Below are 21,256 nucleotides of genomic sequence, written 5' to 3'. Positions count from 1 at the left end.
CGACAGTCGGGCCGCCGTCACACCCGAAAACCACCACCGAACGCAGATTGGCCGCCACCAAGAGCTGACGGCCAATCACGAAAGATCGAGGCTAGGGGAGGGTGAGGGCGAACTGGATTCCGTGACGGTTGAGGTGGCACCATCAGGGTCGCCGGATACCCGCGAGTCCGTGTCCTCGGGCCCCTCTGTCCTCAGGCCGGTGCAGGAAGCCGATGCAAAGGCCACGGGCGGGACGAAGAGGCGGAGCCGACGACCCACAGCAGCAACTTCTCGAAGGATGTGTCCATGCGGCTGGCCTTGAAGACGTCGGACCCTGTGCGAACCCGGTCCCTGCGCAGGGTGCTCATCACACTTCTGGTTGCCGCTGTCGCCGCCGCCCTGGCGATCGGCTGCATTGCGGTGGCCAACGCGGTGAACCAGCCGGAGCTCCGGATACGCGGCATCCCCAGCAGCGGCGTGCTGAACGCCGCCGCGCTCTCCGAGGCCACGCTCACGGTGGACACGGTCGGTCGCAGCGACGACGAGGCGCTGCGCAATGTCGAGGTCAGGCTGAACGGCGAGATCGTCCCCACCCTGTGGAGCGGAAGCCACAGGGTGCTCGATGTGGGGGCGTTGCGGGACGGGGAGTACGAGCTGACGGTGACCGCCGACCTGGGCCTGCTCTCGGGCGAGATCAGTCTCAGTCGCCGCTTCATCGTGGACACCACCCAGCCCTGACCTCAAGGTCCCAGATGCCGGAGTGGCCTTGAGATGGAAGTTCAGTGATCGTTTTGGAATGTGGTGATCGGCGCGGGATTTCAGTATCGGAGCCGTGGGCGGTGAGGGCGTCCGGTTTGCTGGGACCCCTCCCAGTCCCCGCTGCCTAATCTCTGCCCATGACCGCTCCTCGTAGATGGATCTTCGCGATGACCGCCACACTGATGATGGCGGGCTGTTCGAGTTCTCCGGAGGCCGCACCTTCGGCATCCGTCCCGGCCTCGTCCAGCACCTCGAGCGCAAGGCCGGCCACTACGGCGGCCTCGGCTTTCTGCCTTAACTTGGAGACCTTCCAGGTCGGCGTCGTTGTCTTCCGCGCCGATGTGGGCGAGGCGCTCAGGGGGCAGCCGCTGGACTTCAAAGACCTGCGGCAGAGGGCCGCCTTGATCACCCACACCGGTAAGGAAATGCAGACGAGCGCGCCGCCGGACATCGCCGAGCAGTTCCGTGCGGTGCTCAAGGCGATCGATACCTCGGCGAGCAGATTGAAGCCGGGCGCGAAGGCCCGTGATGTCGTGAACCCCCTGTACGGCGAGCACATCACTCCCGCCTTCGACGCGGTGGACCACTACGGCTGCGGCGTTGCGGGCGGGTGACGGGCTACCGAAGTGCCGGAGATCAGCCTCGCCGCGCTGCGCCCGTGCCAACGACCCCAGCTTCTCGGCCTCGACGGGCAAGCGCGGTGCCGAATTCCTCTACCGCGTCGGTGACCTCAAGCGATGGGCATGCAACCGGCTCCGCGCCGGGAGTCGTGGGGAATCTGCTCAACCCTGTGACAGGCGGGGCGGTTCGGGCAGCATCGGGCGTCATGGTCGCCCGCCGAGTACGAACGCGACTGGTGGCGACAACAGGAAGCCGCCCCGCAGTCCGCCTGAAACAAGATCACCGGTGGCCTGCCCTGGGTCTAATGGAGCCGGGTCGCTGGAGAATTGACCGTCCAGCAGCCCTCGGAGGCCGTCATGCCCCGCAGCCATCCGCCCGAGTTCCGCCGCCGCGTCCTCGATCTGGTCGAGTCCGGCCGGAAGATCGCCGAGGCGGCGAAGCTCCTCGGCATCAGCGAGCAGACCATCTACGTCTGGCGCCGCCAGCATCTGATCGACACCGGACAGATGCCCGGTGTCCCCACCCACGAGCAGGCCGAACTCGCGTGGCCCGCAAGCGGATCGCGGAACTGGAGGCCGAGCTGGCCGTCCACCGCCGGGCCGCCGAGCTGCTGGGCGAGGCGACCTCCCCAAAAGGCGGTTCGAGGCCGTCCGCGTGATGGCCGGCGAGGACATTCCGTGCAGCGGGCCTGCCGGGTGCTCCGCGTGGCCCAGTCCGGCTACTACGCCTGGCGCGACCGGCCGCCCTCGGCCCGCACCGCGCGGCACGCCTGGCTGACCGAGGTCATCATCAGCATCCACACCGCCTCCCGCGGCACCAACGGCTTCCGCCGCGTGCACGCCGAACTCGCCCTGGGACTAGGCATCCACGTCCACCACGGCGCGGTGGAACTGCTGATGCGGCGGGCCGGCCTGCACGGGCTGCCCGGCAGCCGCCGACCCCGGCCCAGGCACGAGACCCCCTCGGTGGCCGACCGGGTCAACCGCGACTTCACCCGCAAGGCGCGGGACCAGCTGTGGGGCACCGACATCACCTCGACATCACCGAACCCCCCACGCTGGAGGGCAAGGTGTACTGCGCGGTCGTCCTGGACACCTTCTCCCGCCGGGTGGTCGGCTGGTCCATCGACGCCTCACCCACCGCGGCTTTGGCCACCAACGCGCTGAGCATGGCCATCGGCAACCGGAGCCCGCGGCCGGGCGGCACCATCATCCACTCCGACCACGGGGTGCAGTTCGGCTCCTGGGCCTTCACCGAGCGTGCCCGCGCCTCCGGCCTGCTGCCCTCCATGGGCTCGGTCGGCGACTGCGTGGACAACGCGATGATGGAGTCCTTCTGGGCCCGGGGCCAGGTGGAACTGCTTGACCGCCGCCGGTGGCGCACTCGCCTGGAGCTGTCCACCGCACTGTTCGAGTACCTGGAGATCTTCCACAACCGGCAGCGCAGACACTCCGCCCTGGGCATGCTCAGTCCGGTGGAGTACGAACTGCGCGCAACACCTGTAGCGTGAAATCAGCTATCCCGACTTCACTCAACTCGGGGCAGGCCGCCGGACTCTACGGAACTCGGGGCAGCTCACCGGTGTTTCCCGGACCACCACAGGTCCACGCCGTTGGGGCCGGCGGCAGCCACGCGGTCGGTGCGGATCACTGTGCCGTCCAGGTTGAGGTGGGTGTATCCGGCCGCCGCCGCGCGTTCCAGCGCGGTGGACAGGTCGGGCGCATGGCTGGCGAGTACGGTCAGGCCCTCGTGCAGGTAGCGGTAGGCGGCCGGGGCCGCGATGCCGTTGTCCTGGGCGAGTTGGACGAGCCCGGGTGCCGTCGACGAACCAGCGCGGCACCAGCACGGCCTGCTTGAAGACGCCCAGGGCACGGGTGCCCTTGCGGGTTCCGAGCCGCCTGCGGTGGTCGCGCAGCAGCATCGCGAGATGCTCGGCGGTCCCCCTGCGGACATCAAGGACAGCGGTGTAGGTGATACTGGACGGCACGTGAAGCCTCTCGGCCGGAACATGATCTTCGCAGACCCGTTCCTACCAGGGGCTTCACGCATGTCTGACGTCGGGTCACCGCCCCGATCACCCGCACGCGGTCACGCACCGCAACCGTCACCTTGCCGAGAAGACCTCACTCCTCAACTCCAGCCAAGGACACGGGCGAAAGCGGCCGCAACGGGGATGTCAGCCCCCCGTTACCTTCTTCGTGGCTCTGCAATGGGGCTCCCCGCCTCCGGGCCCGGCATGACTGTTGCCCCCTGTCGACGGCGCTTCGGCGTCCATGATCCGGGGGGTCACCGGGCCCGGGAGGTGCCGTCGGAGACGCTGATGAGGGGTCCGGCCACCACCCGGTCCGGCGCAATGCCGGACAGCTCGCGGGCGGCAGGTCTGCACAACGTGGGTGCGCGCGTACGACACCGACGCCGGGGCCAGGAACGGTCAACTCTCTTGGAAGGACGAGATCACCGCCCAGCTGACCGTGCTGGTGGGCTTCGACCAGGACCTCGCGGCCGAGGCCACCCGCACCTCCAACCGGATACGCGGCCTGCTCACCCAGTTCCACCCGTCGCTGGAACGCGTCTGGGCCCCCGCCTCGACCACCAGGCCGTCACCTGGCTCCTGGAGCGCTACGGCTCCCCGGCCGCCCTGCGGAAAGCCGGCCGCCGCAGGCTCGTCGAGGCCATCAGGCCCAAGGCCCCGCGCATGGCCGCCCGGCTGATCGACCACGTCTTCGACGCGCTCGACGAACAGACCGTCGTCGTTCCCGGCACCGGCACCCTCGACATCGTGATCCCGTCCCTGGCCCGCTCGCTCGCCGCCGTCCACGAACAGCGGCGGGCCCCGGAAGCGCAGATCAACGCCCTGCTGGAGGCCCACCCTCTTGCCCCGGTCCTGACGTCGATGCCCGGCGTCGGCGTCAGGACCGCCGCCGTGCTGCTGGTCACCATCGGCGACGGCACCGGCTTCCCTACCGCCGCCCACCTCGCCTCCTGCGCCGGCCTCGCCCCCACCACGAAGTCCTCGGGCACCTTGATCCACGGCGAACACGCCCCACGAGGAGGAAACCGGCAGCTCAAACGCGCCATGTTCCTCTCCGCTTTCGCCTGTATGAACGCCGATCCCGCCTCCCGCGCCTACTACGACAAGTGCCGGGCCCGCGGAAAAACCCACACCCAGGCCCTCCTCCGCCTCGCCCGCCAACGCATCAGCGTCCTGTTCGCCATGCTCCGCGACGGCACCTTCTACGAACCCCGCGAACCCAGGACCGCCACCCCCGCCACCGCATGAACCCCACACCAACGAATCACCTCAAACCCGGCACGACAGGGTTGACGAACCCCATAGAGGCACCCCCCGAGGTGGCCATCGCCGTCGGGGACGGCGACGAGTTCCCGTCCAAGGTGAGGAAACTGATCAAAGACTCATGATGCAGAGTGCGGGGCACCGCTGTGCGGGTACTGCTAGCACCCCAGCACCGATGCGGCGGCGCCAGCAGCAGCTGGACCAACCCGCCGATCGGACATCGCCCACTGCGGCCTTGCTGCGCCTGGCCGCGCCGCCGCCCTGAACCACGGACCTGGCCGTCATCGGTGTGCTGCGCTCCTGCCCGTTGGGTTCGGTGATAGCCGGTGCGAATGGCCGCACGGCGCAGAGAACTTGCTATACCCGTGAGATGGACGGGCGGCGCCGCCACAGCAGCCACAGCAGTGCGACGGCGAGCGGAGTGAGGAGCACCGCCAACAGCGCTCGCGGCCCCGTCAAGTCGCGTACGGATAGTCCCGATCCTTCACCGGGCGGGCCGAGTCCCGCCGCTTGGCGCGGAGTCGGAGCTCCGAGCCACAGCGCACCGGACCCGCCACCGCCCGTACCGGCGGATGCGTTTCCGCCGACCGGCTGTGTCAATGAAGTGTCCACCTTCTTGGACAGGTCCCCGTACTCCGCGTCGAAGGAACGGTCCGAGACCTGCCGGAGCGGGACGGAGGTGAGGTCCACGCCGCCATAGAAGTAGTGGTATGTGTAGACGTAATTCCCTTTGGTCACCTTGCGCGTGAGGTTGTAGTCACCCTTGGTGTACGAGCGGACGTACTGGTCGAAGGTGTCGGTGGGTTTCCAGTCGGTCTTCGTCGCCCACGCGGCGATGTCGCCCCGGTTGACAAGGTCGCCGTAGGTGGTGTCCTGGGACCTACTCAGGTCCCGGTACCACTCGGCTGCGACGCGCGAGAGGTAGACGCGGCGCAGATCCGCATAGTTCGGACCCGAATTGACCAGTTCTGTCAGCTTAGGCAGGACCAGACTGCGGAAGAGCGCCTCATTGTGCGCGACGGTGGCGTCGCCCTGTTCTGGGCAGTTACCCAACGGGCCCTGATCGGTTGGGAGGTCGATGTGCTCGGACTCCATCCTGACCTTTAGCGGGGCCTTCAGAATGTACAGTCTGTCGCCATCACGGTGGACGTCCGTGGTCCCGGGCACGATCCACACCCGCGTGGGCATGCACTCGCCCTGCAGTCGGCTCAGGTACTCCTTGCCCAACGCCGTGTCCGGGTGGATGAGTTGGCCGACGTCCTTTTTCAGCCGGAGGTCCGCCTGGAGCATGACCCGGCCCACGTCCGTGCGGCCCATGTCGGCGTCGACGATGCGGTCGGGTTCGGTCGGGTTGAGGTTAACCCAGTACGTCGAGGGGTCCAGCTCCAGCCAGACGAAGAACGCGTCCGAACTGAGCCGTGCCGCGTTCACGCCGTCGTCTGGGGAGGTGCCGCCGGTGGTGGATGCTGGGGCCTCGAAGGAGTACTGCAGGCCGCTGCTGTCGCCTGGATCGGCGAGGTAGCGCAACTGGAGGGAGGAGAAGTCGATGCCGCCGGGTGCCTGGGCGACGGGTTCCGACAGTGCCTTGACCAGGCCGCTGTCGGGTACGCCGGCCGCGTTGCCCGTCGTCGACTCCTTGCTGTCGCCGCAGTCCGCCTGCACAGCGCGGGACCGGTGGGCGAACGCCGCCTGGTGCACGTGGCCGCCGGACCGCGAGACCGACGCGGCCTGTTCGGCACCGGAGGACGCCTGGCCGGGGCCGAGCCCCAGCTGGCAGCTGCCGCCCGCCACGGGCTGCGCCCGGAAGACGTTCTTCGTCTGCTTGGCCCGTTGCGCCTGGCGCTTTTTGTTCGCCACCCTGCGCTCCTGGATTCGCTCCCGCTCCTGCGCGACCTCCTTCTTGAACTCCGTGTTGTTCTCCGTGGCGGGCTTCGCCGCCCGGATGCGTTCCGTCAGCTTCCCGGTCGAGCCCTTGCCGTCCTTGACGAGGTAGAAGACGTCCGCGTCCTTCGGGATCCGCGGAGCGCAGCCCGGGCAGGGCGAACGGTCGGTTCCCACGGCGAAGACCCGGCCGGGGTCCGCGACTCCGAGGTAGGACAACTCTCGTACGATGATAAGGATTTCGGAATGGTTGGCCGGAACGTCGCTGGACGCGTCGTTAGACTGCCGGACGATGGCGAACTTTCGGATCTGCGGTCGGCCGGCGAGGCCGAGCTGTCGGTAGAGCGCGGGGTCAGTCCTCCTCAACTCGTCGACGTCGACGATCTCGTAGCCCGCGGTATCCAGGCCCTGCAGGCCGGTAATGTCGACGAAACCGATGGCCATGTTCCGATACGGCTTGTCGTCGAGGCGCCTCGCTTCCCGGGCGACGTACAGCATCCGGCCGATGGGGGTGTCGAAGAAGTCGTCGAGCTGCGTCATCGACCGGCCGGACGGCTTCGGCTTCTTGTCCTCGGCGACGGCGGCCCGTACCCCTGCCGCGGGTTCGGCCGCCGCAGTTCCCGGTAGCAGGACGGGAGTCAGCGTCAGTGCGGTCGCGGTGGCCCACGCGGACAGCAGCAGCGGGACACGACGCCCCGAACCTCTACGCCCCCGACCTTGGCATACGACTGTGGGCAGCATCGGCTGCGGCTCCTTCCCCGGTCCCTTACGAGTGCCCCTGACGTCGCGTGGGGCGTGGCGCAGGTCACCTGAAGTGGCTCCCGGCATTGTGCAGCCGGCAGCGAGACTCACAAGGGGGCACGCCGAATTGCTCGCACACGGTTCCCAGGTGCATCGCCGCCTTCCGTGCATGAATCCGAGGATGAGCCGGCCACGCCGCTGGCGGGCGTTCTCGGTGGCGCAGCTCCGTAACCGGGCCATGGCCCGCAGCACGGCCGGTACCAGTTCGCCGATGCGGACCAGGCGCTTCCCGTACGCGGGCCTGAGCCGTCCGGCTGGCCGACCAGCCGGACGGCTCAGGGTGCAGGTCTTTCCTCTCGAGGGGTATGCTGAGCTGGGAAGACGCTGATTGGCGTGTGGCGGGCGCCCGCGTACTCCTACCAGCACGATCACGAACCCAGGCCACGGTTAACCAGCTACCTTCATGCCTGAAAGGGTGGGGCCGGTCCAGTGTCGTGCTTGTCCGGGTTCTGTCTGATGGATGCGGGATGAGGCCGCACTTGGGCTGGGGGCGGGGTGGTCCCGTTCCCGGGTGGTGTGCTGTTGTCCCGCCGGGGCGGGTGTTGTGGGTGTGCTCTTCACCAGATCTGATGCTGAGTGGCGGCAACTCCGGCTGCCGTTCATCCCTCCGCCGCGCCCGCGGCGGTGCTGCGGTGCTGCATGGTGTGGTTCGGCACACGACCGACGGGATCATTGAGGGACTCTGTCGGGAATCTTGAAGACGGGCAATCAACGATCGTGACGTTGCGTCAGGCTCGTTGGAACGTTCCGCCCGTGTTCCTCAGGAGCCCGACATGTCCCTCCAGCCTCGCCTCGGAGCCGAGATCCCGCCGCTGACCATGCGGGTCGCCCGAGCCAGCAACCCCGACGGAACCACCGCGATGTGGATCCGTGACCGCCTCGACGGCCTGTGGAACGACGAGGACTTCACCGCGTGGTACCCGCGCGACGGCCGCCCCGGGCTCTCACCCGCACAGCTGGCCACCGTCTGCGTGCTGCAGTTCGTGATGAACCTGTCGGACCGCCAGGCCGCCGAGGCGGTGCGCTGCCGCATCGACTTCAAATACGCTCTCGGACTGGAACTGGAAGATCCCGGGTTCCACCACAGCGTCCTGTCCGACTTCCGCGAGCGGCTTGCCGAAGGCGACCGAGCTGACCGGCTGCTGGGCCTCGCGCTGACCCGTATCCGGCGGGCCGGCCTGCTCAAAGGGCGCGGCAAGCAGCGCACCGACTCCACCTACATCCTGTCCGCTGCACGGGAGTTGACGCGCCTGGAGCTGGTGACCGAGGCGGTCCGCGCCGTGCTGGAGGTCGTGGCCCGCGATGCGCCGGAGCTGCTGGATGAGTTGGTCACCGCCGAGTGGGCCGAACGCTACGGGCGGCAGGTGCGCCTGTGCTCCCAGCCCAGCCACCCCGTCGCCCGGCTCGAACAGGTGGGTACCGACGGTCGCGAGCTACTCGAGTGCCTCTACGCCCGCTGGCCCGGCCGCGCCGTCCCGGCGCAGGCCGAGGTGCTCCGGACGATCCTGGTGCAGCACTTCCTGGTCGACGGGCGGGGAAGGTTCCGACCGCGCACTGAGCGTAATGGACAGCCACCTTCCCGGTTACGGATCGAGTCACCGTACGAGACCGAGGCGTGCTGGACGCGGCGCGGCGACACCCGTTGGACCGGATATCTCGCGCATGTGACCGAGACCTGCGATGACAAGCGCGTCAACGTCATCACCGACGTGGCCACCGTCGTCTCCAGCGCGGACAGTCAGGTCCTGCCCGGCATCCATGCCCGCCTCAGGCGGCTCCGGCTGCTGCCCGGGCAGCACCTGGTCGACGGCGGCTACACCTCTGCCGCCGGCATGGACGCCGCCGCCCGCCTCCACCGCGTCACCCTGATCGGGCCGCTTCCTGCCAGCACGAGCCCACAGCACCGGGCCAAGGACGGCTTCGGCCGGGAGAACTTCGTCATCGACTTCGACCGACGCGAGGTCACCTGTCCCAACGGGCAGGTCAGCGGCAACTGGCGGGACCTTCCGGTGGCGGAGCCGACATCGGTGGTGGTCCGGTTCGACGCCCGCCAGTGCGGCCGCTGCCCCGAGAAGACCGCGTGCACCCCGGGCTCGTTTCGCAGCCTGTACTTCCCGCCCCGCCGCCTGCACGAACTCCAGGCCAAGAACCGCGCCGACCAGCAGGATACGGACTGGCGCAGGCTCTACGGGCTGCGCTCCGGAGCCGAGGGCACCATCGAGGAGTTCGTGGACGGCCACCGAGGACGCCGGTGCCGCTACCGCGGCCTGGCCAAGACGCACGTCCAGCACGTCCTGACCGCACTCGCGATCAACGTCGAGCGGCTGAGCCGTCAAGAGCCCGCCGGCCGCTCCCACCGGCCCCGCCCTCCCACGGCGTTCCAGCAGTACATCGATGTACGCGGCCTGCCTCGACCTCTGTGGTGGCGGCAGGGCAAATGACCCTGGATCTCAAGATTCCCGACAGAGTCGCTCAATGGCTCGCCTACGGGCTGACCGCCGGACTGCGTCTTCATTGAGGCCGGGCCCGACAGCCGCAACCGCTGCAAACTGCGCGGCAAAGTCCTCAAGGGCCGTAGGCTCACCGGCGAGGAAGCCGAATGGGTCGTGCTGGACGTCGTCCACCAGGCCGTCGCGCTTCTGGCGGCCCTCAATGACGACCCGACTCACCTGTACGCCCACAAGGGCATGACCAGCAACGACCTCGTCCTGTACGGCTCGGTCAACCTGCGCCTGAACGCCTTCCGCGACCACCTCAACGATCTCTTCAGCCCCCGGACGCCCCCTACGTTCCCCTGACGGTGACGCGAGCGCCAGCAGATCCCGGGAACGATACGCAGGAGGATTCCAGCGGTGAAGAGCCGGCGCCCGTGCCGTGGCGGCTGAACACCTGGCAGTTCCGCAGGACCTGGGCCTGGCACATCGCCCACCAGCCGTTCGGAATCGTCGCCGGAGCGCGCCAGTACCAGCACGCCGAACTCGCCCTGTTCGAAGGCTACGCGGGTACTTCCGCATCCGGCTTCGCCGCCGAGGTCGCCGCCGAACGCGCCATCGCCCAACTGGACTACGTCGAGGACCTTTACCGCGACTGGAACGACAGCCACCGCTCCAGCGGCGGCGCCGCGAGCCGCGTCAACGCCGAGTTCGACCGTATCCGCCGCGAGCTGGGCGACCTGCCCGGCATGATCGCCAGTCCTGCCCGGCTACGCACCATGCTCCAGCACCTGACCAAGACCCTTCACCCCGGTGTCCTCAACGACTGCTTCGACCAGCGCTCCACTGCGGTCTGCGCCCAGCGTGCCCAGCACGCAGGTCGCCCCCTACCGCTGCTCACCATGCGCCTGAACTGCCCCAACGCCCGCCGCTCCAGCGTCCATAGGCCCCGCCTGAAGATCGCCCGCACCCAGGCCCAGCGCCCGCTGGACACATCTGCGGGCCTGTCCGGTCTCCAGTCCGCCGCCCTGCACATCCACATCGCAGAGCTCGACCACGCCATCGCTGAACTCGACCTCGCCGCCGAAGACCCCGCCCATGACTGACCCGGCCGCGCTGCGCCTGCGGCACGCACTCGAACGGGCGGGCTTTGCTGTACGGCCCGGCGTCGACCAGGCCGTCATTCCTGCCTTCGAGCGGATCGTTTCCGGACGACCCGAGCACACCGAGGGCACGCTCACCGTCACCACGCTGTGCACCGAAGTCGGCATTTCGCGCGCCACCTACTACCGCTCGCCTCTGGCGAAGATCATCAAAGGCCTTCTGCAAGCACCCGACGCGCCCCGCCCGCAGACCGATACCCTCACCGCCGAGATCACCCGCCTCAACAGGCCGAGCGCACGTTGCGCGCCCAGAACGCAGCCGAGCGACGGGAACTGATCGCCACCATCACCACCTACGCCAACCACATCCAGGCCCTGAACCCGCGCAACGCCGAACTCGAAGCGGAGAACGCCGCCCTGCGCGGACACCTCCAGCAATCCGACAGCACCATCGCCTCCCTTCCGGTGACGCCCTGATCCTGCGGCGCATGGTGGTGCACGTGTGCATTTTCGTTCCACGATGGCTTCGAGAGCCGCGTCAATGCCGTATCCGTGATCAGTGCCGAGTTTCGATGTCATTCGACGTCACCCGAAGGGCAGCTGCTGGACTCGTGGACCTCGGAGCGGCCAGCCGTCAGCGGCGCATTCTGCGCGGCCGGAAGCGTCCGTCCCAGGCGTGCGAGCGGGGACAAAGCCATCACCACCGGGGACAGCATCATGCCTGCGGCCGTCGCCAAGAGACTGGTGCGCAACCCCCACTCCTCAGCGAGGAATCCGCCGAGCAGGGAGCCGAGTGGGGACAGCCCCATGCCGACAAACGTGATCGTCGCGGCCGCGCGGCCTTGCATCCCGTCTGGAGTGACCGTCTGCCGGACGGTCATGACCGCCACATTCACCAACTGGCCGCCGGCCCCGAACATGAAGTTGACCGCAAGGAGCGCGGGAACGGTCACCGCAGAGGAGCCGTGCAGTGCGGGTACACACAAGAACACACCGTCGCCGAGTGCCGCCGCGGCCACGAGTACCGGGCCGTACCCGAACCGGTTCGGCAGGCGGGCGGCCAGCATGGAGCCCAGGAGCGCGCCCGGCCCTGTCGCCGCGAGTGCCAGCCCGACGGCGGTGCCGGACAGGTGCAGTTCCCGCGGCAGGAAGAGCAGATAGACGGTCATCACGGCCGCGAAGGAGAACTGGAAGGCGGCCGAGGCCAGGCACACGGTCCGCAGCGCGGTATCGCTGACGACAAAACGGAGACCCTCGTGGATCCGCCGCCAGACCCAAGAGGGACGTTCCAGGCGCTCCGGGGTCGATTCGACTCGACGGATTCGTCGGATTGACAGGAACGACAGCGCGAAGAACAGCGCGCTGGAGGCGGCAGCGATCGGCGCCGACAGCAGGGACACCAACGCACCGCCGAGGGCGGGACCGCCAATCTGAGCCGCAGACCGGCTGCCCTCAAGCGCGCTGTTGCCCCGCACCAGCTGATCGCGTTGCACCAGCCGTACAAGAGACGCCTGGTATGCCACGTCGAAGAACACGGAAAGGGCTCCGATGGCGAAGGCGATGATGAATAGCGCGGGCAGGCCGAGCCAGCCGAAGAGGCCGGCCACGGCGGCGGCACCCAGGGCAAGGGTCCGGCCGGCGTCAGTCAGCACCATCACTGTGCGAGTGCGCCACCTGTCCACCCATGCGCCGACGAAGAGCGAGAGCAACAGGATCGGCGTCTGGCCCACGGCGCGCAGGACGCCCAGCTGGGTGGCACTGGCATTGAGCGTCAGGACGGCGAAGAGCGGAAGAACAACCAGACCTGTGTGTTCCCCGAGTTGGGAGGCGGTCTGCCCCACCCAGAGTTTGCGGAAGTTGCTGTCCCGCCACAGGCTTGACGGAACGGGTCGACCGGAATCGGATACAGCGGAGGAAGCGGACGGCACAGAGATCCCTCGGGTTGCCGACAACGAGGCCCGCTACCGAGCACACGACAGGTGCGCCGACGGTTCAGGCAGGAGAAGGCTCGCTGTGCCGCAACATCAAGGGCAGCACGCGATGACAGGCCGATCGGCCTACAACGTCAACGCGCGCTCGGGCGACCGACCATGTCTGCAACTCCTCGTGGGTCAACTCGCTGCACCCGGACACTAGCGCTCGGTGGCTCAACGCGAAAGACAATTAGGGTTCGGGACCGACAGGCGGTCAGACCCCGTTCCGCCCCGGCGGAACCTCCCACAGACCTGGATGAGGCATCCCTTACAGTTCTCCCAGCGAACTATGGCGTACAGATCGACCTGAGACACCGAACGTTGAGACAACCCCGCAGGTCACTTAACGCCGTCCAGCGCGGTGGCGTGCGGCCCTAAAACCGTCCCACTTCGGTTCCGCGGCCGACTTCGGCGGCAGAGCGGGGCTATGCACCGTCGCGGTGAGCATCGGCTCCGGTAGTGTCAATGTCACACCTGCATGCCTTCCATCCGGGCGGTGCGCCACTTGGGCGGCTGCGCTCGACACCGGCCTGGTCGGCCTTCCCGGGTTGGAGCACTGCCGGCACGAAACTCCGGGATTACGACAACACCTTTTGCCGACGCCGTCGACGAAGGCGCGTCAGTGGTCGTGGCCGTGCCGGCCGAGGGTCTCCACGGGGGTCGCGCCGGGGCGGGTCCACTGCGGCACGGGCCGGCTGGTCGGGCCCCAGGTGGCGTTCCCATCCGCGTCCGAGCGCCAGTACCAGCAGGCCTGGCGGCCCTCGGACGGGTGCCCCTCGCGGACATCGCCGATCACGGGCCAGGCCTCGGGGTTGTCCTCCCACGCCTCGCCACGGCCGTAGGGCGTCATGTCGAGCAGGCCGAGGGACCCGTTGACCGGCTCGTTGCCACGGCCCGTTGTGGAGTAGGTGAGGAACACGCCGTCGCCGTCGCGCAGGAAACAGACGATGTGCCCCATTCCTCCGCCGACCGGCGCCTCCACGCCCCGCACCGAGTACCAGGGCTGGGTGTAACCCATGAACTCGACGTAGGGAGCCACCTCGTCCCACGGGCCCGAGGTCAGGATGGCGAACGAGACGCCGCGGGCGTTGAGGTAGACGGCGTCCTTCACGTGCCAGGCCGTGGTGGTGCAGCCCTCGCACTGCCCCTGGTGCGGCGCGCCGTCGTACCACATGTGCTTGTAGACCACGAGCTCGTCGCGGCCCTGGAACAGGTCGAGGAACGGGACCGGCCCGTCAACGCCGGTGACCTCGACCGCGCCGTCGAGCTCGACCATCGGCAGCCGCCGCCGGGCCGCGGCGATCGCGTCGCCCTCACGGGTGTGCGCCTTCTCGCGGACCAGCAGCTCCTCGCGCGCCGCCTGCCAGGTGGACAGGTCGACGACTGGCGGCTTGCCGGGGAGGTTACTGCTCGCGTTGCCGGGCGTGGTCGTCATGGTGATCTCCGTGGTGTCTCGTGCCGGGCAGCGTCGCACGACGTGCTGCCACGGTCACCGGAACAGACCCGCAGCCCGGCTGGAACTCATCGCGGCAGGGGGCGCCCTCGGCCGAGCCTGCACGGACCACGTCGGGCTGACAAGTTCACAGACGCGCTCTGAGTACCAGTCTGTCCGGCTGATTCTGCGGCTACTGGGCGACCCAGGCCTCCGATTCGACGTCGGAGCCGTTGTAGCGTCGCCAGCCCATCTTCGGCACGGTGGACATCAGGACGGTCCGCACGCTGCTCATCCCGGTGTCCCGGTCGATCTCCTGGCCTTTGTAATCCTTCTCCGGCTGGAGCTCTTGTGGGATCACGGGCTGCGTGTCACCGCTGGTGTCCACGATCCACGCGATGACAGGTATGGGCCACACGGCCGGCGGAGCGTCTTTCTCCTGCGCCAGGCACCATTCCTGCACCCACCCCTGGCCCGGGACGATGCCAGCCTGCTGGGTGCAGGTCTGGAGCCCGATGAAGCCATCGATGGAGCCCGCGTCCCGCAGCCGTTTGTCGTGCACGACTTGGGGCCCACCTGCGGGACCCCACGACTGCACCACGCGGTCCACGGGGCGACCGCTCTGCCCCTTGTATGTTGCCTTGTAGCCGGTCGGGCTGATCTGGTTGGCCACCGTTCCCCCTCGCTCGTTCACGCCCTCGCACCCGCTTGAGTGAAGGCTCCGGAAGCATCATGTCCATGCTCGGACGACCGCTATACCCGGACGCTCAGTCCGGCCGGTTCCCGACCTGTCCGACCCGGACGAAGGGAAGGTGGGCCGGGGCAGCGCGGCCGCCCCGGGATCGGGGCGCGCTCGCTCATGTTGCGTGTCGGCGGGGTGAAGTTCACCGACGACCGGTGGAAGGCCGCCCAGCCAGGGGTGGCGGTGAGGCTCGCAAAGTCGGACGTCAGTACGACATTCGTATGTTTCGCGTGACGTGATGGCTGTCGTGCTCGTTGCCATGACGAGCATGAGGCGATGAGCGGGGAGTGAGGCACCAGGGATGAGTGTGCTGGTGGGCGTTCACGGGATCGGCAAGCAGCAGCGGGGCAGGCATCAACTGCTCGCCTCGTGGTCGGCTGCGGTGGCTGACGGCCTGGAACGGTCCTGTGGAAGCCAGGTGTCCATACCCGATCTCGACATCGCGTTCTACGGCGACCTGGTGTCGCCGGTCATCACCGGAACCAAGGGGACGGCCGCTGCGCCCATCGGTGCACTGTCGGGACCGCGGGATGGGCTGCATGCACTGGCTGAGGACGAACTGGCCGATCTGGAAGAGGTGTTGGGGGAGGTGGTAGGTGCCGAGGAGGTTGCGGCGGTGCGGCAGGAGCCTCTCAAAGGGCTGACGTGCGTTCCGCGGTCGTTGCAGTGGTTGCTGGGAGCGGTCGAGCGTCGGTTCTCGGCGACCGCAGCCGTGTTGCTGGTGGGCGAGTTCCGTCAGGTGCGCCGATATCTGTCGGATCCGGTGGTGAAGGCCAGGGTGGATGAACGAGTACGTCAGACGGTGCGGGACGACTGCCGGGTGCTGATCGGCCACTCTCTTGGCTCCGTCGTGGCGCTGGAGTTCCTGCGCCAGAACGACGATCACAAGGTCGAGTCGTTCTTGACGGTGGGCTCTCCGCTGTCGCTGCGGATGGTGCGTGCGGCCCTGGTCGGACTGGGAAGCGGTCCGCAGAGTGGGTGGGGTCTGCCGCCCGGGGTGTCGGCGTGGGTGAACGTGCGTGATGTGCGCGACCCGGTCGCGTGCGGCGGAGATCTGGGCAGATGGTGGACCGGAGTGGAAGACCGGCATGTCGTCAACCAGGGGGACGCTCACGCCGCCGAACGGTATTTAGGCAAGCGGGAGGCTGGTGAGGCGATTCTGACGACCGTTCCCGGCCTGGCGTGGTAGTGGGGGCCCAGCCGCCGCCCGCGCCGCAGTCGGCGGACGGACACCACGATGGTCACGGTCCGAGGGTCCTGCGTCGTCACTTCGTAGCTGTCGCCACCACTCACTACGAAGACCCGGTCTTCCAACCATTGCCCGGAGTGGCCGAGGAGGTGGCAGGGCTGCGGAGGTGGCTGTGCGATGCCGACCGACTCGGCTCGCGCGCCTTCATGGCTGCGCCCGCGTACGAGCCACTCGAGAACAACCCTTCCCGGTCCGAAGTGGAAGAGGCGCTGCGTGACCCGGTGCGTCCCTGGACGGACGCGGACGCCGCGGTGGTTCTCGTGACCGGCCATGGCTGCCGTGCCCATGGTCACCACTGGCTGGTTCTCTCCCACACCGACTCGACGCGATTGCGCGCCACCGCGTTGCGGACGGGCGATCTGATCGGCTGGCTCGCCGAGGTCGGTGTGCAGCACTTGCTGCTGATCGTGGACGCGTGCTTCGCCGGCGCTTCCATGGGCGATGTCGCCTCCTTCGACACGGATCTGCCCGCCACCTGGTTGGTGCTGCCGAGCGCGATGAAGGAGGAGCGCGCCGTGACCGGGGCACTCACCCGGGCGATCACCAGGGCGGTGGAGAAACTCGCTGGGGGCCAGGGTGCCAAGTACGGACTCCGGTCGCCGTACTTCACTGTGGAACAGTTCCTGGAAGCCGTCCAGGAATTCCTCGGTCCGACGCAGCGGGTGGAACCACTGTACGGAGGACAGACCCGTGGTCCGCACCTGTGTCTGCCCAACCCCCATTACTCCTCCCCAGTGCTCGTGCCGACCCAGCCACGCAGACACGAACTGGCGCTGCCTGCACGTGACCTGCAGACGCACTGGGCCCCGCGCTCCCGCGGCGTTGCCAGCGATGCCGAGCCGGGCTGGCTGTTCACCGGACGCGCTGCGCTCATGCGTGAACTCATCGCGACCACCGCACCCGATGCCGTACCGGGGGCGACCCTGGTGACCGGAGCGGCGGGGTGCGGCAAGTCGGCGGTTCTGGCCCGGCTGGTCACCTTGTCCGACCCCGATTTTCTGGACGCGTACGCCGAGCAGATCGCCGAGATCCCCAGGGACCTCAGACCCGCTGTCGAGGCGGTTGACGTCGCTGTCCTGGCCACCGGTAAGTCGGCGCACGAAATCCTCGCTCAGCTGCTCGAGGCTCTTGCCGTTCCCCGGCCCCAGGCGCAGAAGGGGCTGTGGGACATCAGCAGCCTCGACGAACGCATCGAAGCATGGACAGCCTGGCTCGCGGACCACCCAAGCCCTGTGACGCTCGTCATCGACGCCCTGGACGAGGCCCACGATCCGGCCGCCGTCATCTCTCTCCTCGCCCGCCTGGCCGGAGGCCGCAACGCCAGTCGGCTGCGGCTGCTGGTCGGCGTTCGATCTCCTGGTGGACTGGACTCGTCGCTGCCAGGGCCGGCCAGCGACGACGGCACCGCGGATGGCGGACGGAACGGCGGGCCGTTCGCGATTCCGGAGGATGGCCGAGGCAGCGGGACGATGGCCGACGAGGCCGAAGCGGCGCTGGCGGCCCGCCGGTTACGGATCGACGAGGATCCGTGGTGGAGCCGCGACGATGTCCGTGCCTACGTCGTCTCGGTGCTGACCAACACTCCCGGCTCTCCCTATGCGCTGCCCGCTTGGCGAGGGACGGCCGAACAGGTCGCCCACCTCCTGGCCGACCGGGCCGGGCGATCCTTTCTGATCGCCCGGCTGGGGGCCTCCTCGCTCGCTGCCCGGCCCGAGCCGGTGCAGGTGGACGACCCGGCGTGGCTGGCAGCGGTCGACGAAGGCGTCTTTGGAGTGTTCCGCGAGGACCTGCACTCTGCCTTCCCCGACGCCCAGGACCGGTACCGCGCCGTCGTCCTGCTCCGCGCGGTGGCCTTCGCCTACGGGCGCGGCCTGCCGTGGGGCGATGTCTGGCCGCTGGTCGCCAACGCCGTCGCCGACACCCATGCCATGTACGGCGATCGCGACATCGCCTGGGTTCTGGCCTCACCGATGGCCGCCTATCTCACCACCGACACCGAAGAAGACATCACCGTCTACCGACTGTTTCACGACACACTCCGCACGACCCTGCGCGACCACTGGACTGCCCTGCTCACCTCACCAGTCACCGCGCCCAGCGACAGGGAGGGGGCGGCCGCCGACGTCCAAGCTCGTATTACCGGCCGACTCAGTAGCCTGTGCAACGGCAGTACGACGCCCGATTACGTACGACGCCATCTCGCCGAGCATGCTCACGCAGCCGGAGTCCTCGACGGACGTATCCTCACGGTCGAGTTCCTGCCCTACATCGACCCGGCCCGACTGCGCCCGCTCCTGCCCACCCGGTCCGCGCCGGGCATCACCTCTCACACATCGGTACCGGGATTACTCGAAGCCGTCCGGCACAGCATTCACCGCTGGGACTACCGGCACCCCGCTGCCAACGCCGCCGCAGTCGACCTGTGGGCAGCGGCCGGCGGCACGCCCTTGCCGGCCGACACCGCCACCTCGTGGCACACCGTGTGGGCCCGCTGGCCCATCGGCTCCGGCGAAGTTCTCAGTCGCCACACGGGCCCGGTGTTCGCCGCGGCGACGGCGGTCCGGACCGATGGCCGACTCATCGCAGTCACAGGCCTGCATGACGGCACCATCCGGTTGACGAACCTGCTCGCAAGCCAGCCCGCCGGTCATCCGCTCACCGGCCACACGTCGATGGCGGACGCTGTGGCTGCGGTGGTCCTGCCGGACGGCCGGCCGATCGCCGTTACCGCTTCGGCCGACAGCGTGCGGGTGTGGGACCTGGACGGCGCTCGACAGATCGGTACCCCGCTCACCGGCTGGACCAGCCCGATTCGCGACGTGGCGGCGGTGGTGTCACCCGTCGGCCACCCAGTCGCCGTGACCGGGTCGGCCGACGGCACAGTGCGGGTATGGGACGTCAACACCGGCCGACGGATCGGTGAGGTGATGACTAGCCACACGCGGACCATCTTCGCGATCGCGGCGATCACGTTGCCGGACGGCCGACTGATAGCGGTCACCGGCGCAGGCGACGGCACGCGGATATGGAACCTGGACACGGGCAGGCCGATCACCGTACTGCCCGATTACGACAGGACCGTATTCGCGGTATCTGCCTTGGTCTTCCCGGACGGTCGGCCAGCTGCGGTGACCGGGTCGGCCGACGGCATGGTGCGGGTATGGGACGTCAACACCGGTCGGCCGATTGGTGACCTGGTGACCGGAGACACCGACGTGTACGCCATCGGAACAACGGTCCTGCCCGACGGTCGGCCGATCGCCGTCACAGGATCCGCCGACGGCACCGTACGAGTCTGGAACCTCACCACCTGTCAGCCCCTCGGCGAACCGTTATACGGTCACGCCGGTGCCGTTTACGCGGTCGAGGCGGCGGTGCTGCCCGACGGCCAACCCGTAGCGGTGACCGGATCGGCCGACGGCACTGTACGAACCTGGGACCTGGGCACTCGCCCACGAGCCGACGTCATGCTCACCGGACCGGCATCGATGGTGACGGCGGTGGCGACAGTGCGCTTTCCGGACGGTCGACCCGTCGCTGTCACGGGAACTGCCGACGGCACCGTCCAGGCATGGGATCTGAACACAGGACAGCCGCTCTGCGACCCGCTCACCGGCCACACCAGAAGAGTCGAAGCGGTGACGGCGGTGACACTCGCGGAGGGGCGGTCGGCCGCTGTCTCCGCGTCGGACGACGGCATCGTACGGGTGTGGGACCTCCATACCGGTCAGCCGCTTGGAGATTCTCTCATCGGCCACACGAGAACCGTGTTTGCGGTGACGTCAGTCGTCCCCCCGGACGGACGGCCAATCGTGATCAGCGGGGCCGCCGACGGCTTGCGTCAATGGAACCTTGGCGCCGACGGGGCGAGCGGCGGCTCGTTGATCGGCCAAGCCCATGCGGTGTTCGCCGTCGCGGCGACGGTCCTTTCGGATGGCCGAGCTATCGCCGTCATCGCTTTGTGGGGAAACGAAGTACAGGTATGGGACCTTGGCACCGGAAGCCCGAGCGGTGGCTCACTGGACGGTCACACCGGTGTGGTGTTCGCCGTCGCGGCGACGGTCCTTCCGGATGGCCGGCCGATCGCCGTCACCGGATCCGCCGACGGCACAGTGCGTGCATGGGACCTGCATGTATGCCAACCGCTCGGAGATCCGCTCACCGGCCACACAGGCGCGGTGAACGCGGTCGAGATCGTGGTGCTCCCGGACGGCCGGCCGATCGCCGTCACAGGGTCGGCCGACGGCACGGTGCGTGCATGGGATCTGCGTGTCGGGGCCCAAGTCGGCCCCACCCTACCCGTCTTCGACCAGGTGCTGGCTGTCACTGCGCTGGCCTGGTCGGCCGACACGATTGGTGTGGTGGTCACGGGCAGGGGAATCGCCTTCGCCACGCTGCGTCTCGGTCGGGACGGTCAGGAATTTTCGACGCCGATCCAGTTGACGTAGAACTTGAACCGCTGCGCATGGGCTGGAGCCAGGTCCTGGTTGTCGTGCCACTGCAGATAGAGGCGGAAGCCGGTGGCCGTCGGACTGTAGATGGCACTGGTGCCGACGAGTCCCCACTGGGTGCCGTCCCCTCCCACCGAACTCACATAGGCGGGAATGGAGGTGAACCCTGCCGCGGAAGTGTCGACGTCTATGTAGATACCGCGGTAGAACTTCACCCACCCTTCCCCTGGCATCGTGCTGCCGGTGCCGATATGCACGCTCATGCACTGCCAACGAGTCGGATCACCACACCGTCACACGGCATCGGACAGCCGAGCAATTCCCTCTACATGGACCTCTCGGTGCCGTCGAGCGCATGATCTACGACATCGACCTGGAGGTCCTGATGGAAACCTCTCCACCCCGAGACGATCGTGGGCCAGCTACAGGCCATCGTGAAGAAGATGTCGGAGCAATGAGTCCGGCTGCACTGATCTTCGGCGCGGGGGCGTAGTAGACCAGGGATGGTTTCCGCATGACGCGCCGTTCCCTTCCGTCG

General features: G+C 68.3%; 15 protein-coding genes and 3 pseudogenes. 12 read left to right on the top strand and 6 right to left on the bottom strand.

Annotated elements, in window-relative coordinates; translation table 11 throughout:
• Nucleotides 1-285 precede the first annotated feature (285 nt).
• The 4 genes and pseudogenes from ACWD3C_RS29890 to ACWD3C_RS29875 all read left to right on the top strand — a co-directional run bounded on the left by ACWD3C_RS29890 (nt 286) and on the right by ACWD3C_RS29875 (nt 2,869).
• On the top strand, nt 286-717 hold the full coding sequence (locus tag ACWD3C_RS29890) for a hypothetical protein (protein WP_451149271.1): 432 nt from the start codon (nt 286-288) through the stop codon (nt 715-717).
• A 175-nt stretch (nt 718-892) separates the two neighbouring features.
• Nucleotides 893-1,036 (top strand): hypothetical protein, encoded by a 144-nt coding sequence (locus ACWD3C_RS29885; RefSeq protein ID WP_451149270.1) that lies wholly within the window; start codon nt 893-895, stop codon nt 1,034-1,036.
• Nucleotide 1,037: 1 nt separating this feature from the next.
• Nucleotides 1,038-1,352 carry a hypothetical protein gene (locus ACWD3C_RS29880; RefSeq protein ID WP_451149269.1) on the top strand — a complete coding sequence of 105 codons (315 nt, stop codon included), beginning with the start codon at nt 1,038-1,040 and terminating at the stop codon, nt 1,350-1,352.
• Nucleotides 1,353-1,715: 363 nt separating this feature from the next.
• A pseudogene (locus ACWD3C_RS29875) lies at nt 1,716-2,869 on the top strand (IS3 family transposase).
• Nucleotides 2,870-2,943: 74 nt separating this feature from the next.
• Here ACWD3C_RS29875 and ACWD3C_RS29870 read toward each other — a convergent pair.
• Nucleotides 2,944-3,346, bottom strand: a pseudogene (locus tag ACWD3C_RS29870) (IS5/IS1182 family transposase); the annotation flags it as partial.
• Nucleotides 3,347-3,794: 448 nt separating this feature from the next.
• Here ACWD3C_RS29870 and ACWD3C_RS29865 point away from each other — a divergent pair.
• Nucleotides 3,795-4,639 (top strand): annotated as a pseudogene (locus ACWD3C_RS29865) (IS110 family transposase); the annotation flags it as partial.
• A 372-nt stretch (nt 4,640-5,011) separates the two neighbouring features.
• On the opposite strand, the gene ACWD3C_RS29860 reads toward ACWD3C_RS29865, so the two are convergent.
• The gene (locus tag ACWD3C_RS29860; protein WP_451149268.1) at nt 5,012-7,276 is read right to left on the bottom strand and encodes a hypothetical protein; all 2,265 of its coding nucleotides are present in this window, start codon (nt 7,274-7,276) and stop codon (nt 5,012-5,014) included.
• Between the two features lie 833 nt (nt 7,277-8,109).
• Between ACWD3C_RS29860 and ACWD3C_RS29855 the strand changes: the two genes are divergently transcribed.
• From ACWD3C_RS29855 to ACWD3C_RS29835, 5 genes are all read left to right on the top strand, one after another.
• Entirely contained in the window at nt 8,110-9,777 is a 1,668-nt protein-coding gene (locus ACWD3C_RS29855) for a transposase (protein ID WP_451149267.1), read from the top strand.
• 165 nt (nt 9,778-9,942) lie between these two features.
• Nucleotides 9,943-10,134 carry a hypothetical protein gene (locus ACWD3C_RS29850; protein WP_451149266.1) on the top strand — a complete coding sequence of 64 codons (192 nt, stop codon included), beginning with the start codon at nt 9,943-9,945 and terminating at the stop codon, nt 10,132-10,134.
• Nucleotides 10,135-10,205: 71 nt separating this feature from the next.
• Nucleotides 10,206-10,874: a hypothetical protein gene (locus ACWD3C_RS29845; RefSeq protein ID WP_451149265.1), complete on the top strand. Its 669-nt coding sequence runs from the start codon at nt 10,206-10,208 to the stop codon at nt 10,872-10,874.
• On the top strand, nt 10,867-11,208 hold the full coding sequence (locus ACWD3C_RS29840) for a hypothetical protein (RefSeq protein WP_451149264.1): 342 nt from the start codon (nt 10,867-10,869) through the stop codon (nt 11,206-11,208). Before ACWD3C_RS29845 ends, ACWD3C_RS29840 begins: the two co-directional genes overlap by 8 nt.
• Nucleotides 11,172-11,348, top strand: coding sequence for a hypothetical protein (locus ACWD3C_RS29835; protein WP_451149263.1), 177 nt, complete (start codon nt 11,172-11,174; stop codon nt 11,346-11,348). The genes ACWD3C_RS29840 and ACWD3C_RS29835 overlap by 37 nt, the downstream gene beginning before the upstream one ends.
• Nucleotides 11,349-11,446: 98 nt before the next feature.
• On the opposite strand, the gene ACWD3C_RS29830 is transcribed toward ACWD3C_RS29835, so the two are convergent.
• From ACWD3C_RS29830 to ACWD3C_RS29820, 3 genes are all read right to left on the bottom strand, one after another.
• The gene (locus tag ACWD3C_RS29830; protein WP_451149262.1) at nt 11,447-12,799 is read right to left on the bottom strand and encodes an MFS transporter; all 1,353 of its coding nucleotides are present in this window, start codon (nt 12,797-12,799) and stop codon (nt 11,447-11,449) included.
• 664 nt (nt 12,800-13,463) lie between these two features.
• Entirely contained in the window at nt 13,464-14,279 is an 816-nt protein-coding gene (locus ACWD3C_RS29825) for a DUF899 family protein (protein WP_451149261.1), read from the bottom strand.
• Between the two features lie 190 nt (nt 14,280-14,469).
• Entirely contained in the window at nt 14,470-14,970 is a 501-nt protein-coding gene (locus tag ACWD3C_RS29820) for a hypothetical protein (protein WP_451149260.1), read from the bottom strand.
• Between the two features lie 349 nt (nt 14,971-15,319).
• On the opposite strand from ACWD3C_RS29820, the gene ACWD3C_RS29815 reads away from it, so the two are divergent.
• A complete protein-coding gene (locus ACWD3C_RS29815) occupies nt 15,320-16,207 on the top strand; it encodes a lipase/acyltransferase domain-containing protein (protein WP_451149259.1) in 888 nt (295 codons plus the stop codon).
• Between the two features lie 137 nt (nt 16,208-16,344).
• Complete coding sequence (locus ACWD3C_RS29810) at nt 16,345-20,715, top strand: AAA family ATPase (protein WP_451149258.1); 4,371 nt, start codon at nt 16,345-16,347, stop codon at nt 20,713-20,715.
• Here ACWD3C_RS29810 and ACWD3C_RS29805 read toward each other — a convergent pair.
• Nucleotides 20,682-20,981 (bottom strand): hypothetical protein, encoded by a 300-nt coding sequence (locus tag ACWD3C_RS29805; protein WP_451149257.1) that lies wholly within the window; start codon nt 20,979-20,981, stop codon nt 20,682-20,684. The two genes, ACWD3C_RS29810 and ACWD3C_RS29805, sit on opposite strands and share 34 nt — an antisense overlap.
• Nucleotides 20,982-21,256 lie beyond the last annotated feature (275 nt).

This window comes from Streptomyces sp. NPDC002845, from assembly GCF_053591955.1.
Note: the sequence above shows the minus strand (reverse complement) of the source record. Positions and strands in the feature narration are given on the sequence as shown.

Coding starts and splice junctions, on each gene's coding strand:
- ACWD3C_RS29890 (WP_451149271.1), top strand. CDS start 286: ATGCGGCTGGCCTTGAAGACGTCGGACCCTGTGCGAACCCGGTCCCTG.
- ACWD3C_RS29885 (WP_451149270.1), top strand. CDS start 893: ATGGATCTTCGCGATGACCGCCACACTGATGATGGCGGGCTGTTCGAG.
- ACWD3C_RS29860 (WP_451149268.1), bottom strand. CDS start 7,276: ATGCTGCCCACAGTCGTATGCCAAGGTCGGGGGCGTAGAGGTTCGGGG.
- ACWD3C_RS29855 (WP_451149267.1), top strand. CDS start 8,110: ATGTCCCTCCAGCCTCGCCTCGGAGCCGAGATCCCGCCGCTGACCATG.
- ACWD3C_RS29840 (WP_451149264.1), top strand. CDS start 10,867: ATGACTGACCCGGCCGCGCTGCGCCTGCGGCACGCACTCGAACGGGCG.
- ACWD3C_RS29825 (WP_451149261.1), bottom strand. CDS start 14,279: ATGACGACCACGCCCGGCAACGCGAGCAGTAACCTCCCCGGCAAGCCG.
- ACWD3C_RS29815 (WP_451149259.1), top strand. CDS start 15,320: ATGAGTGTGCTGGTGGGCGTTCACGGGATCGGCAAGCAGCAGCGGGGC.
- ACWD3C_RS29805 (WP_451149257.1), bottom strand. CDS start 20,981: ATGAGCGTGCATATCGGCACCGGCAGCACGATGCCAGGGGAAGGGTGG.